This is a genomic window from Echinicola pacifica DSM 19836 (assembly GCF_000373245.1).
Classification (GTDB): domain Bacteria; phylum Bacteroidota; class Bacteroidia; order Cytophagales; family Cyclobacteriaceae; genus Echinicola; species Echinicola pacifica.
Map to the genome: position 1 here is coordinate 49,051 of NZ_KB890758.1, position 14,993 is coordinate 64,043.

General features: G+C 34.0%; 13 protein-coding genes. All 13 read right to left on the reverse strand.

All coding sequences use genetic code 11. The features are described 5' to 3' along the window. Positions 1-119: 119 nt before the first annotated feature. Positions 120-1,007: a glucose-1-phosphate thymidylyltransferase RfbA gene (rfbA, locus tag B050_RS0119915; RefSeq protein WP_026236042.1), complete on the reverse strand. Its 888-nt coding sequence runs from the start codon at positions 1,005-1,007 to the stop codon at positions 120-122. Further along, the gene (locus tag B050_RS0119920; RefSeq protein ID WP_018475722.1) at positions 1,004-2,086 is read right to left on the reverse strand and encodes a DUF1972 domain-containing protein; all 1,083 of its coding nucleotides are present in this window, start codon (positions 2,084-2,086) and stop codon (positions 1,004-1,006) included. The genes rfbA and B050_RS0119920 overlap by 4 nt, the downstream gene beginning before the upstream one ends. Next, positions 2,079-3,677, reverse strand: coding sequence for a glycoside hydrolase domain-containing protein (locus B050_RS0119925; RefSeq protein ID WP_018475723.1), 1,599 nt, complete (start codon positions 3,675-3,677; stop codon positions 2,079-2,081). The genes B050_RS0119920 and B050_RS0119925 overlap by 8 nt, the downstream gene beginning before the upstream one ends. Before the next feature lie 46 nt (positions 3,678-3,723). Beyond that, complete coding sequence (locus B050_RS0119930) at positions 3,724-4,848, reverse strand: glycosyltransferase family 4 protein (RefSeq protein ID WP_018475724.1); 1,125 nt, start codon at positions 4,846-4,848, stop codon at positions 3,724-3,726. After that, the gene (locus tag B050_RS0119935) at positions 4,817-5,944 is read right to left on the reverse strand and encodes a hypothetical protein (RefSeq protein WP_157492915.1); all 1,128 of its coding nucleotides are present in this window, start codon (positions 5,942-5,944) and stop codon (positions 4,817-4,819) included. The genes B050_RS0119930 and B050_RS0119935 overlap by 32 nt, the downstream gene beginning before the upstream one ends. An 18-nt stretch (positions 5,945-5,962) precedes the next feature. Then, a complete protein-coding gene (locus tag B050_RS0119940; RefSeq protein WP_018475726.1) occupies positions 5,963-7,246 on the reverse strand; it encodes a glycosyltransferase family protein in 1,284 nt (427 codons plus the stop codon). Positions 7,247-7,254: 8 nt separating this feature from the next. Further along, a complete protein-coding gene (locus tag B050_RS0119945) occupies positions 7,255-8,385 on the reverse strand; it encodes a glycosyltransferase family protein (protein ID WP_018475727.1) in 1,131 nt (376 codons plus the stop codon). Between the two features lie 76 nt (positions 8,386-8,461). Then, positions 8,462-9,727: a lipopolysaccharide biosynthesis protein gene (locus tag B050_RS22720; protein WP_044203120.1), complete on the reverse strand. Its 1,266-nt coding sequence runs from the start codon at positions 9,725-9,727 to the stop codon at positions 8,462-8,464. 51 nt (positions 9,728-9,778) lie between these two features. Then, positions 9,779-10,744, reverse strand: a complete 966-nt coding sequence (locus tag B050_RS0119955; RefSeq protein WP_026236043.1) for a Gfo/Idh/MocA family protein — start codon at positions 10,742-10,744, stop codon at positions 9,779-9,781. Positions 10,745-10,755: 11 nt separating this feature from the next. Then, positions 10,756-11,331, reverse strand: a complete 576-nt coding sequence (locus B050_RS0119960) for an acyltransferase (protein WP_018475730.1) — start codon at positions 11,329-11,331, stop codon at positions 10,756-10,758. Then, complete coding sequence (locus B050_RS0119965) at positions 11,331-12,455, reverse strand: DegT/DnrJ/EryC1/StrS family aminotransferase (protein ID WP_018475731.1); 1,125 nt, start codon at positions 12,453-12,455, stop codon at positions 11,331-11,333. The genes B050_RS0119960 and B050_RS0119965 overlap by 1 nt, the downstream gene beginning before the upstream one ends. A 5-nt stretch (positions 12,456-12,460) precedes the next feature. Then, positions 12,461-13,771, reverse strand: a complete 1,311-nt coding sequence (locus B050_RS0119970) for a nucleotide sugar dehydrogenase (protein WP_018475732.1) — start codon at positions 13,769-13,771, stop codon at positions 12,461-12,463. Positions 13,772-13,848: 77 nt separating this feature from the next. After that, entirely contained in the window at positions 13,849-14,976 is a 1,128-nt protein-coding gene (locus tag B050_RS0119975) for a GNVR domain-containing protein (RefSeq protein WP_018475733.1), read from the reverse strand. Positions 14,977-14,993 lie beyond the last annotated feature (17 nt).

Consider the following 14,993-nt stretch of genomic DNA (forward strand, 5'->3'; position numbering starts at 1 on the left):
CTAAAAATTTTTCCCATAAATCTTATCGGAATGTCTCTGAAAAATATCCCCGTGAATCTCCATTAATATCCGGGACCCTAATAATTCCGTCTGGGATACTCGTTCTAAAAAACTCCATCCTATTTGGTCTTTCTTTTATTAGCTTTCCTTATGAGGTACTGGCCGTACTCATTCTTTTTTAAAGGCTCAGCTAATGCCATTAATTGGTCGCTATTGATATAACCCATTTCATAGGCAATTTCTTCAAGGCAAGCTACTTTTAGACCTTGTCTTTTTTCGATTGTATGAATGAAGTTTGAAGCTTCTAACATTGACTCATGAGTACCAGTATCTAACCAGGCATAGCCTCTTCCCATTAATTCAACTTTTAAATCTCCCTGCTCTAAAAAAGTTTGGTTAACCGATGTGATTTCAAGTTCTCCCCTATGCGAGGGTTTGGTTTGTTTGGCAACCTCGATGACTGAATTTGGATAAAAATATAGCCCAACTACAGCATAATTGGATTGAGGAAACTCTGGTTTTTCCTCTAAACTAAGAACATTTCCTTCCTCATCAAATTCAGCCACACCATATCGTTCCGGGTCTTGCACATAATATCCAAAAACTGTAGCTTTTTTTTCTTCCTGAACATTATAAACAGATTGTTTTAATAAACCAGTAAAGCCATGACCATAAAAGATATTATCTCCTAGCACTAAACACACATCATCTTTGCCAATAAAAGATTCTCCAATTAAAAAGGCCTGGGCTAAACCATCGGGGCTTGGCTGTTCTGCATAAGACAGTGATATGCCTAATTCATGACCGTCTCCTAATAATTTTTGAAAATTAGGCAAGTCCTCTGGGGTAGAGATTACCAAAATTTCCTTAATCCCTGCAAGCATTAAAACTGAAAGTGGATAATAAACCATAGGTTTATCATAAATAGCCAGTAGCTGTTTTGATGTCCCTTTAGTAATAGGATATAAACGAGTCCCTGACCCACCTGCTAATATTATACCTTTCATATGAATAATTTATTATATTTGGCACAAATCAATTCCCAAGTATAATTTTCCTCCGCCAATAATCTCATTTTAGCCTTAAGTTTTATTCTCTCAATCGCATATATATTTTTAAAGATCTTTACTAATTCAGCTTGCGAATCGAAATAAACTGCAGAATCAAAGGTACTCGCACGATTATATGAAACCCCATATGCTATTACTGGTAATTCTAAATACATAGCCTCTACCAAGGAAGGGTTTGTTCCTCCTGCACTATGTCCATGTAAATAAAAGAAACAATTAGATCTAAATTGGTCAAGGATATTTTGATCATAAATAGGGTCTTGCAAAATTAGGCCTTTTACATCCTTGAATTTTTCTCTAAACTCAATTCCATATTTACTGGAGTTAAAATTACCAATTATCAAATAGGGATAATCAACTTTTGATTCATTATAGGCCAAAACCATCAGGTCAAGATTATTCTCAGGCTCAATTCGACAAACGGTAAAAAAATATTTTTCCTTTTCAAGTCCATATTGTAACCCTACACTAAATTCTGTAACCGTATGTACATGATTACCCCCATACCCAATTAAGACTGATTGCTTATTATATTCATGCAAAACATATTTCTGAATATGACGATTATCGGCCACTATTACATCTGAAAACTGAGTGGCAAGGCTCTCTGAAAACTTTAAAAATTTCTTGGCAAAAAAATTCCATTTATCCCTCTTCCATTCCAGTCCATCGATATTAATAATTATCTTTCCCTTAAAGAAGGGTTTAATAAGTGGAAGAACAATTGATCCAGACACACCAAGTATAAGGAGTACATCAAATTTCCTAAAGGACTTGAGAATAGAAATTACATCATATAAAATACTTGAAACCCCATTTGCTCCAATATTTATGTAATTCAGGTTTGCATCTTTATAGGTGGCTATTTTATTAGAATAGGCTGAACTTTGGCAAAACACAGTAACCTCCAAATCTTCAGGAAAATGGTCTAATAAATTCTCTACAAGGGTCTCAAAGCCACCATAACTTGAGGGAACTCCAACTGTACCAATTACGGCAAGCTTTTTATTATTCATTTAATTTCCTTTTAATCTTTTCAATATTTTGGATTCTCAAACTCTCAGATTGAAGAAGAGATGGATCAAGAACTTTATCAAAACCAGTTACCTGTGACCGCTTTTGCTCCAATTGTTCAATCTTTAATATTTCCTCTAACCCATCTTTGATTAAAAAATATCTTAATGAAGGTTGATTATATGGATAGACAAAATGAGCATCCCCTGAGGGTACATCTGAATATATTGCGTTATTCATAATTTTAGAACCCCATAAATTAAATGCCCACCTTAACATACCATTATACCCCTTTGCTTTTGCTAACATCATCAGATAGCTGGTATCTATAGTACCAGAAGTCATAAGCATATTGGCTCCCTTATCAAAACAAGCAGTATATAGGGTTGTTTGAAATCCTTTCTTTTGCCTTTGCTTAAGGGTTTTAGAGTTAATGGTAATATTGGAAGGAACTGAATAATCATAAACATACGGAGATAATTTCTCATGAAATGCCCCTGCGTAGCCTACTTTATAATCTGAATTTATACCTTTTATAAACTTAGCTAATTCAATAGTAATATCAGGATTTCGTTCATCTACATAGAACATAAGCTTATCAAACCATCCCTTACCTACCAAATAGCGTTCAAAGTCCTTTAAAAAAGGTGTCCAAAATTCATGATGTTCTGCTGAATTGGGCATTGCCTTTTTAGTAACAATTTTTCCACTCGCTTCATCATAGTAAAAATAAAAATTATTCCAAGGATATAAATTATGCAGGGCTATTTGATCGGTGATACCCTTGGACATAGCAATTTCAACATACCTTTCGAAATTACTATAATCATAACTATAGTTTCCATCTTTGCTTTTTGAAACCTGAATCATCATTTGTGATTGATGTCTGATTTTGGAATTATAGGGATCCCAAAAGACGGTAGCGGTAATAACCTTTTGATTGATCCCAGCCAACTGCTCAAACATTTTCTCTAAATAATTAAAATGCTCCGTAGACCATGGCTTTATTTTATAATAATCAGCAACAGACATTGGAAACTGCCAAAAATCAATCTTATAATCTGATGATGAAATAGGTGGCAAGGATTTGTTTAAAACCTCAATATTAACATTTATATTAGAAACATTGCCTTTTTGCTTAAGCTCCACTTGAATAGGCACTATTCCTGAATTCTCGGTTTTTCCAATACTTACATCCAAAAAAACAAAACTAATCGTACTATCAGGTTTAAATTTATTCGCTTCGATTAGCTGTGCTCTATCAGGGATCTTTGAAATTTCAAATTCCCCCTTGGTTTTTTGGGATCCACAATATCCAGCTGAATGATCAGCCAATACATATGCCATATAATACGGCTTTATCGTAGTATTCTTAGACTCAGAAGTAATGTTAAATTCCACATTCTCCATGGAATTAGATTTAACCTTAACTATCAACGGTAACATTTCCCCTTTCCAACCCTTAATAGTAAAATTGGGAGCGAACTTTTTATCAAAATCATTGATATCAACAAACTCTGCTTCTAAACCCTGCTGGGCTTGAACAAAACTATTTATAAAAACAAGAAGAAATAAAAAACCAATTTTATTCATAACTAATTCAAAATTTAAATTAAAAACATAATGCCAAATAAAAAATTCATAAACTAAGTCTATTCGAAATATAGACCTGCAAATTATCAACATAAGAATTAATTGAAAAATTGTTTAAATACCTTTGTCTAGCATTTATTCCAAGTTTATCCCTTAATTCTGAATCAATAATAAGTTTATCTAAAAGGGTAGAAAATATCTGAGGCTCATCCTTTGGAATGAGATAACCGGTTTCTCCATCTATAATTGCTTCCACTGCTCCACCTGTATTAGTAGCTATTACTAACTTACCACAACTCATACCCTCAAGAACAGTTGTAGGAAAAGGGTCTTTCATAATGGAGGGAACTACCAAAATATCAGTTTCATTCAAATAGCGTGATACATTAGGCGTAAAATCAATAAACTCAATCTTTACTTTACTTTTGGCTATATCTTCCTTTAATTTATCAATATATTTCTCACCAAAAGGTGCAGCCCCTCCGATTATTCGGATTATTATATTATCCTGATTCTCTAAAAGATTGATAGCCTCTAAGAAATACCAAATTCCTTTCTCAGGCTTAATTCGAGCTATTAATGTAATTATACAGGTATCATTTTTTCTTTCCAGGGGTTGGAATAAATCAGGTATTCCATTGTGTATTACTTCCACTTTATTATCATAAGCAGGACCACTTACCAATAAATTTTTCTTAACTGCATTAGAAACTGCTAAAACTGAAGTACTCCATTGAAGGGAGTATTTATTTATGACTCTACTTATAAATTTAGGAGACTCTAGTATTTCATGGACATGAACTATAGTATTGATGTTAAGAATATGGGCAATAGGCAAGACTAAAAAATTACTTAAAGTATTTATGTAAATTAGATCAATGCCTTGCTTACTATTTTCAGAACGAAGAAATTTTTTGAACTTCAGTAATAACTTTACTGCTTGTATAAACCCTACCGGAGAAAACATCTTCCGTTGAATAATCGGTAACGAATCACATTCTATTATCGATACATTAGGGTTTTCATCCTCAATATGTTTTATTAATGGACCCTTGATTTCAGGAAGCAACAAATCGATTTTAGCTTGCTTAGGAAAAGCCCTGAGAGCAAGCGATAGAATCCTGTTCGCACCATATAAATCAGTTGTTGCATTGACAACTACTATTCTCATTTTTAAAATAAATTAGTGAAAATATTGAAGCTATAAAGAGATAATAAATATTAGTAACAAACTCTTGAGTAAAAAACTGAGTAATAAATAAATAGTAAAATAAAGCAATAGTTAATTTATATGCTTTTTTATAAAAGAAGGAATTTATAAGAAACAAAATGGAACAAGTAAAATAACCAAATAATCCTATAAAACCATAAGTATGAAGTAGCATTGCATAACCATTCTCAATATCTGGTCGGTGATCCCATTTCACCATGGCTACAATTTCAGGAGAATAAAAATTATTACCATTGCCAAATAAATATCCTAAAAGGCTATTATCATTCCAATAGGATAAGTAGAACCCTTGAAGCAACTCAGATCTCGATTGTAGTGTGCCCATATTTAGTAAAAAATCAGATATTTGCTCAAAAAAAGCAATGAAACCTAATACCATAAAAACAGATACAGCCCACAGGAATTTCCGATTATAGATAGCTAGTATTATAAAAGAAAATAAGTACGACGAGCGATTAAATGTTAGAAAAATAGTTAAAATAACGATTACAAAATTCCATCCATATTTGTTGTCTGCTAACTCAAAATTCAAAATCAACCATAAGACGCATAAGCTACCAAATGACTGAACAGTAGAATTGAGACCTTTAAAAGGCAAAATAAAAGGTAATCCTTTATCGGCAAGAGAAGTGACTCCAATATTGGGCTCTATTAGGTATGCCAAAACACCCAATAAGAAACATAGATAAATATAAACTAATAACGTTTTTGCAAAAGTTCGGATCCAGTCTATGCGATTAATACTAAATATAAAAATCAATCCAAAAACCGGATAAAAGATCATGGGTTTAAGCGTAACATTATACATGCTACTTGCAAATGCAGCAAATAGCCAAAAATATATAATAGCTAAACTAATTAAACTAAACTGAATCTGGAAAAATGTAAAAAAAAATAGATACCCCAGAAGGGTCACCATAAACAGTTTATCAATAGGAAATCCAACACCATTGATTAATAAGAAGAACAATAAGACAGTTATAACACACTCTGATAAGTAGTCCTTAAACTTATATGTGAGGCTAATATTTGACAAAGTCTCTAATGTTAAGCTTTATTTATCTAAAAGATCCCCTATTCTAGACATTTGATTGAATCTTGAATATTTTCTGATTTTAGGAAGACAGTCTATTTCTAATTGAGAAATTTCCCCTGAGGAATATAGGCTTCTGATTTTATCTATTTCAATTAGGCAAGAATCTATATCATTTGCAAAAAATCCTAAACCTACTTCATTCAAAATCTGCTCCATAATATCTTGATCACTGGGGCATAAAAGAACTGGCTTTTTTAAGCCAATATATTCATATAATTTGCTTGAAGGAATTCCTTTAAGGTCTTGATAGGCAACTCCTAATACAACGTGGGCCTTTTGAAGGTAGATTAATGCCTCACTTCTAGGAATTCTATCAGTGATTTTTACAAAACGTTCAAGTTCAGAATCAACTTTTTCATTAATTCGATTCGTTACCTTAATATCGAAACCTGCACCTAAAAAAACCAAATTGAAAGGGCGGCCAATTTTAATAGACTTTTTTAATGCCCCCAAAATAATAGAAACGTCTTGAGATGGATATAAAGTACCGCTATATACTACAGTAAAAACATCAAACTTGGATTGATATGGAATTTCAAGCAGGCTTTCTTCAAAACCATTTTCAATGGTAACACCTTTAATTCCCAGAAAATTTGACAATCTATCAGTATATAGGTCAGAAACAGAAATTATCGCATCTGAAGTGGAAACCCATTTTTTTTCGTACATGCTTTCAATTCTAAAAAGTATTTCTCTAATTATTCCATTAGATTTAATCCTTTGAAGTTCATTAGTCGTCCAATCATCACGATAATCTGCTATCCACCTTAACCCCATCTTCTTTTTAATAATATACCCAATCTTAAATAAATAAAATGGCTCACCTGAGATCAGTAAAAACTGAAATTTATTAGCCTTTACCAGCTTCGATATAAATGGAAGAAATCCTTTAAAGGAAGTGAATTTAAGAGTAAAATTTACTAAGATAACGTCTAAAAATTTAATTAGATAGAATAAAATCCTCAATGAAGATTCACCCCATTTTAAATACGATTTATCTAAAATACCAGGGTGAAATGGAAGGTAATATACCTCAAATTCTTCATGTTTTTCATACCGTACTTGCTTTCCCAAAGGTCTTTTGGTATCAAAATGAGATTTAACATCCTCATTCCATTCACGTGTAATAATGGTAGGGAAATATCCTAACCGCGATAAATTTTTACCCCAATAGGTTATTCGTTGAGAAGGAGTTAAGGTACATGGTGTGAAATAATAAGAAAGAATTAATACTTTTTTCATTAGGAGAATTATTGAAACAATGTCTTAAAAACTTCCTGATTTTGTAAACTGGAATATCTTTGAGCAGAATGATCTGAATTTATTTTAAATTGCATTACTTCGTTCGTGGTTAATGAGTTTAAACTTCGCGCTAGCGAAATTTCTTCAAAATCCTCTGAAACTACCCCCATATTATTTTGTTCAACAATTGTTTTCATCTCTTTAGAAGGACCAATTGCTATACCAAGCCTTCCTTGAATAAATTCAAAAAACTTATTAGGCAAAGCGTTTTCGTAATTGAAATTGATTGGCTCTAATAAGAATAATCCTAAATCAAACCTATTTATATAAGTAGAAATATCTGTAGTTGGAACAGGGTCTAAAAAATAAATTTTCTTACCCTGTGACAGCTCTTTAAGATGTTTTAGATACTTAAGGTCTGTGGGTACTAGCATCAAATATAACTCAAACCTTGAATCTAAGTGATCCATCAAACGGATCATTTTCTCAAGTTTTCTACTTCGATTTGCAATACCATGGTGAATTAATTTTATTTTATTTTCCTCTAATGCCACAGGTTTAATACTGTCTTCAAAATCGGGACTATTAAAAACTACATGGCAATTTTTATGAAAACGAGCTTTATACTCCCTTGCTAATCCATCTGCCACAGTAATAATCTCATCAGTCATTGGAATATATTGATCACATACAAAATTATAATAGGATGCATGCATAATTCTCCAAATCAAATTATCTTCAAAATGTCGTGGATAATACTCATGAGCATCTAATATTATTTTAGCATTTGAACAAACTTTCTTTAACTGAAAGGCAACGGGCCATGTTTCCAAATCATTTGCTAGTATATAATCTATCTTATTATCACTGCAAAGTTTTTGTAATTTGGATACATTGACTAGTTTAAGAAACCGTTTTTCCTTAAGCTTATTAAATCTGAATATATTTGTAAATAGTAAGCCAATTTTTTCTAATAACGTTCTCTGCCTATTTAAAAGAGGTATAAAAGGTTCTTTCCCCAAATAGTCCAGGCCACTTAAATATAAATTATTAGTACCATTTGATCTCACAAAATCAATTTGCCTAAGGACCCTAGGATCTCTACTAATATTGGAAAATGAAAGTATTAGGATATTCATACTCCTTAAATATTCTGGTTAATTATCATAATTATAAAAAACATTCCTACTATTATTTGGAAATTGACAATTCTTGTCAAATATCTTTCCTAAAACATCCTGCCAAAAAAGCACCAAAAAGAAGATGTATCATATAATACACTATATATACAATGGAAATATTTTCCACAACCTCTATATGGCTTTCCGCAAACGAAAAACTTAAAACCATGCCTAAGGCAAGAAAAATCATAATTATGAGATTCCATGATTGCTTTTCTGCGACATAAATCATAAAGCTCAACGGGTTGGCTATAAATTTTATAGCCAAAGCGGGCAGCAAAATTTTAGCATAGGCCCCGGCTATGGCCCAATCTTTACCAAATACTAAAATAAATACATCTTCTATATAGAAAAACATCACAACAGAAGGTATAATGGACGCAAAGAACAGCCACTTTAGTGTTTTTAAATACACATCCCTAGCATGTCCTGTTTTACGATAAGATCTAGAGGCTTCCTCTTTAAAAACATCCAACACTGATGTTGAAATCAAAGTAATTGGTGCTTGCAAAACTCTCTGCGTCAAATAATAGTGACCAGAATAGGTCGCTAAAAAGAACGATGAAAACAAAATATTAGGCGCATGAGTTGACCCTACACTTAGAAGATTTGTAGGAATATCAAACTTTGGAAATTTTGAATAACGGATAGCAACCCTTTTTAATGACTTTAATTTCACCTTAGAAAAATAGTCCCCCTTTGTATTAAATAATTTCTTAAATAAGATATATACCGTAATTATTTGACCTATGAGGGAGCCATACAATAACCCCATTCCTCCCATATTACTCAGCCCAAATAATAGTTGGCTACCTCCAGAACTAGAGCTTTGGACAACCCTATTTAATGCCAATCTTTTGAATTCTTTATTCCTATTATACCAATAGTTTAAGGCCTGATAGGTACCGGTAATAAAAATAGATAGTGGCAGAAAATATAACCACTCTTTTATTTCTGAATTTCCTAACAGCTCAGAAATTTGAACTCCAAAAAATAGTACAACAAAGAAAGTAATTGCGCTAATTAATAAAGAAATGCAAATGGATAATTTCACTATGTCAGAAGCTTCTTCATTTTTGGCAGGCAACATTATTGCTAATTCATATCTACCAGTGGCCAATACTAATAAAATAGCTGATATCCCTGTATATAGAGCAAATAAGCCAAACTGGTCTGGTGAATAAATTCTGGATAATATTGGACTTAAGGCAATAGGTATTGCTTGTGCAATACCAGTCCCTGTCATTAATGTGACTACATTCTTGACAAATTCATTCTTGAAATGAAATTTACTTAACATATATAAAGATGGGTAAGTCTTAAGACCTACCCATATCAACTAACTTTAATTTTAAACGCTAAAAGGATGCTTGACAATCTCTCCTTTAGCCAAAGGATGATAATCACCTGTAAGCCCTACCGCATCCATATGTCGTATATCATGTACAATCTGAATAGAGTTTCTAGCTTCCTCTAGACCAAATCCCTGACCATCCAATATATGCTGATAACTATGGGTATGCAATTCTGTGAAACCATCACTGAACTCAATTTCTTCCCCTTCCATCGTTAATGAGCGATAAGTTCTCCCTCCTCTTTCTTTAACTGCCTGAGGCAAGGTATCCGAATTGATACTTAAAAACCATCGAACTCTAGCCTTCTCCAATTCAAAATATCCCGCTGCTCTGTCATGGGTATGAACATTTACCACGCTTTTCTTCACATCCCCAAATATCCAGGTTAACATATCATAAAAATGGACTCCAATATTAGTCGCAATACCACCGGATTTGGAAACATCCCCTTTCCATGAAGTATAATACCAATGTCCCCTAGAGGTAATATAAGCCAGATCTATATCATATATTTTATCCTTTGGCCCATTTTGAATCTTCTCCTTTAGTGCAATAATGGATGGATGGAGACGTAACTGAAGAATATTATACACTTTGGTACCATGTTCCTTTTCTACCTCCTTTAAAGCATCGATATTCCAAGGATTTAGAACCAATGGTTTCTCGCATATTACGTTTGCACCCACTCTTAAACCAAATCGAATATGTGAATCATGGAGGTAATTCGGTGAACAGATACTTACATAATCTATCTTTTCCTCCCCTCGCTTAAGCTTCTCCACATGGCGATCAAATCTTTCAAATTCGGTGAAAAAATCAGCATTTGGAAAATGACTATCAATTACCCCAACACTGTCGAATTTATCATAAGCCGCCAATAACTGATTATTGGTGTCTTTAATGGCCTTCATATGCCTAGGAGCTATATAACCAGCGGCTCCAATTAATGCAAAGTTCTTCATTAGGATTTATTTTATAATTTTATAACTTTATTATTATCAATTTTATATTCCTCGCCACTTTCAACACACAAGGCTATCCCTGAATCATCAAAGTTTAATTTTTGGCCAAACTCACTCATCCATCCAATTTGCTTTGAGGGATTCCCTACGACCAAAGCATATGGAGGAACGTCTTTAGTGACCACTGCCCCAGCACCAATAAAAGCAAATTCTCCAATATCATGTCCACATACAATGGTTGCATTTGCCCCAATTGTTGCGCCTCTACCTACATGGGTTTTTGCATACTCATTTTTTCTATTAACAGCAGATCGTGGGTTGATCACATTTGTAAAAACCATCGAGGGCCCAAGAAAAACATCATCACCACAGGTAACCCCTGTGTATATCGAAACATTATTTTGAACCTTGACATTTTTCCCTAACACTACCTGAGGACTAATCACTACATTTTGACCAATATTGCAATTTTGTCCCAACTCACAATTAGACATAATATGGGAAAAATGCCAAATTTTGGTACCATTCCCTATTATGCAGCCCTCATCAATAAATGCGGACTCATGTACAAAAAACTCATTATCCATCAGAAAAATCTTTTTATAGTTTCAATAATATAATCTTGATCTTCACTTTTCATCTCAGTATGAATCGGAAGGGATAGTACCTTCTTGCATAAAGATTCAGCGATTGGGAAATCCCCCTCTTTATATCCGTATCCGGTGTACGCATTCTGAAGATGAACGGGAACCGGATAATAAACCATTGAAGGCACGCCATTATCTGCCAAATACGTTTTCAATTCATCCCGATCAGCATCTTCAATTTTTAAAGTGTACTGATGAAAAACATGGGTCGAATTTTTAACTCGGCTAGGCGCTATTATATTAGCATGTCCCTCAAATGCTCTATCGTAATTTTCTGCAACCTTACTCCTTGCTGAGGAATAATCATCCAAATAATTTAACTTCACTAGCAAAACCGCTGCTTGAACGGTATCCAGCCTCGAATTTACCCCAATGCTGTCATGGTAGTATTTTTGCTTTTGGCCATGATTTGCTATCATTTGAAGCCTCTGTCCCAAGACATCATCATTAGTAAACATCGCTCCCCCATCTCCAAAACAACCTAGGTTCTTTGATGGGAAAAAAGAAGTAATTCCTATGTCTCCGATAGCACCAGCCATTGCCACTGATTGATTTTCGAAAGTATATCGCGCTCCAATAGCCTGCGCTGTATCCTCTATTACCTTCAGGCCATACTCATTTGCAATCTCCATGATTCGATCCATATTAGAGCATTGTCCAAAAAGGTGAACCGGCACTATTGCAACTGTTTTAGGAGTGATCTTTCCTCTCAACTGATTTACATCCATCTGAAAGGTATCCGCCGTAACATCAATAAAAACAGGTTTTAATTTTAAAAGTGCAATCACCTCCACCGTTGCTACATAAGTAAACGCCGGAACAATTACCTCATCACCAGGCTGGAAATCAAAAGCCATCATTGAAATTTGAAGAGCGTCTGTTCCATTGCCACAAGTAATGGCATACTTTGATTTATTATAAGAAGCCAGTTCTTTAGCAAAGGTTTTCACCTGAGGGCCATTGATGAAGGCAGCATTATCAATTACCTCTTGAATGCCAGCATTCACTTCCTCTTTGATCTTCTCGTACTGAGTCTGAAGATCAACCATTTGTATTTTTCTCATATTAATTATAATCTACCATCGACTAATTCCTTCGCAAAAAATGCTTTGGTATCATAAAGCACTGTATTTTCATTTGACTTGATAGTCGCTAAATCCATATCGGTAAACTCCTTATGACCTACCGCTAAAATTATAGCATCATATTTATTCAAATTATCTTTAGTTGTCAAAGCCATACCATACTCTTCCAACACTTCTTCTCCTGAAGCCCAAGGATCGTATACATCTACATCAAGGCCAAACTGATTTAGCTCTTTATAAATATCAATTACCCGTGTATTACGTATATCCGGACAATTTTCTTTAAAAGTAAAGCCTAAGATTAAAGCCTTGCTCCCTTTGATAGTTTTACCTTTCTGAATCATCAGTTTTATCACCTTATTGGCGACAAACATCCCCATATTATCATTCACCCTTCTGCCAGAAAGAATTACCGCAGGATGATATCCCACTTGTTCCGCTTTATGAGCCAAATAATAAGGGTCAACACCAATACAGTGGCCTCCAACTAATCCTGGCTTATATTTAAGGAAATTCCATTTGGTACCCGCGGCTTCCAATACCTCATGGGTATCTATCCCTAGACGGTCAAAAATTAAAGCTAGCTCGTTAACAAAAGAAATATTCACATCTCTTTGGGCATTTTCAATGGCCTTAGAAGCTTCTGCCACCCGAATAGAAGACGCCTTAAAAGTACCTGCTTCTATAATCGAGGAATAAAGATCGTTGACAAAATCAGCCACCTCAGGAGTAGAACCCGAGGTTACCTTTCTAATTTTGGTTAAGGTATTTATCTTATCTCCAGGGTTTATACGCTCTGGAGAATATCCGCAATAAAAGTCTTCATTAAACTTAAGTCCAGACTCTTTCTCTAATATGGGAACACAATCCTCTTCCGTGCAACCAGGGTAAGTAGTCGATTCATAAATGACGACATCTCCCTTTTTAAGCACTTTACCCAGCATAGAACTTGCAGAAATCAAAGGTCTCAAATCTGGAGTTTTGTGCTCATTTATTGGGGTAGGAACCGTAACTATAAAAACATTGCAAGAGGAAATTGCTGAAATAGCATTTGTGGGTAAAAAACCTTTCCCACTTTTTTCCATATCAACAATTGATTTAACTAGGGCCGCTTGTAATCTTTCCCCCTCAACTTCAAGGGTAAAATCATGTCCACTTTCTAAGCCCTTAATTCTATTAGGAGAAATATCATACCCAATTGTTGGATAAAATTTAGCTAATTCAACAGCTAAGGGTAAACCAACATAGCCGAGTCCTATAACTGCAATTTTTGATTGCTCGATAGGTAAAAACATGGATGTATTCATATATTTATGTATTATCTAATAATTAAATGAAGGTAGAATAAGATATGACGAAAAAATCACATCTATTAACTTGCCAACCATATATGCTTAATTTTCGAAATATAATCACTTAATAGAACCCATAGTATTGAAACTATAATCCCTAGAACTAGAAAAATCGCTATGATTACAGGCCTTTTTGGCGCTGATTTTTCCAAGGGGATAGTAATAGGATTAATTACAGAAAAAACGGGTGTGTCCTTACTAACCTGAAGCTTTGCTTGCTCCATTTGCTTAGCCAATTCTGAGTAGACTGAAAAAGCTAAATTATAATTTGCTTCAAGTTTATTTTGTTCATTGAGAGCATAGGCACTTGATATATTCTGGTTCCGGTCACGAAATCTACCTAGTTCACTCTGAATTTTCTCAAATTCCTCTCTCTTTTCATTATACCTTTCCTCGGTAAATGAGAGTTGCTCTTTCGCATTCTTAATTTTAAAGGCTATTACCTCCTTTTGGAGAATCTGCTCAGCAAATTTTGTCAATTGAGCTGCAGCAATTGCATCTGGCATGGCTGCTGAAACTTCTACAATACCATCCTTATTGTTATAGGATATTAATACTTGATTTGATAGACGTCTAAAATGACCTAAGTCTAAAGCTGAAATGGCTAAAATAGGCGATTGACTTGGGGATTTTGCCTCTTCCACAGCCTCTTTTTTAAACAGCTTAATTATTACACTTGGCAAGCCCAAAGTATATTTCTTAATATTTACCAAAATGCTTGGAGAATAGTAATTCTCATAATATTCTTTATAAGTAACCATTTTTCCAACCTCCTCAAAATACAATGGAGCTTCAAGCAAGGCCATTTTAAAAGGAATACTTTCAACTATTTTGGGATAAAGAGAAGGAGGGATTTCGGAATTCCCTACCCCACTTGCTAGATTAATTCCTGCAAGAGACGCTAAACCTGACAAATTACCAACACCATTCATTCCGTCAACTGTTGTAGGAAGGTAGGTTCCACGGGCGGTATATTCCTTAGGGCTGACTATCGCTACAAATATTCCTAAAATAAAAAAAATCCCTATGCTCTTAAAAATAAATCGTCTATCTCTCCATAAGGTTTTGATTAAAGAGAGTAAACTTATATCATTATTATCCTTATAGGAAGTCTGCGAAGAAATTTTTGAATTAGTGGAATCAGACATTAGATCTTAATAAAAAT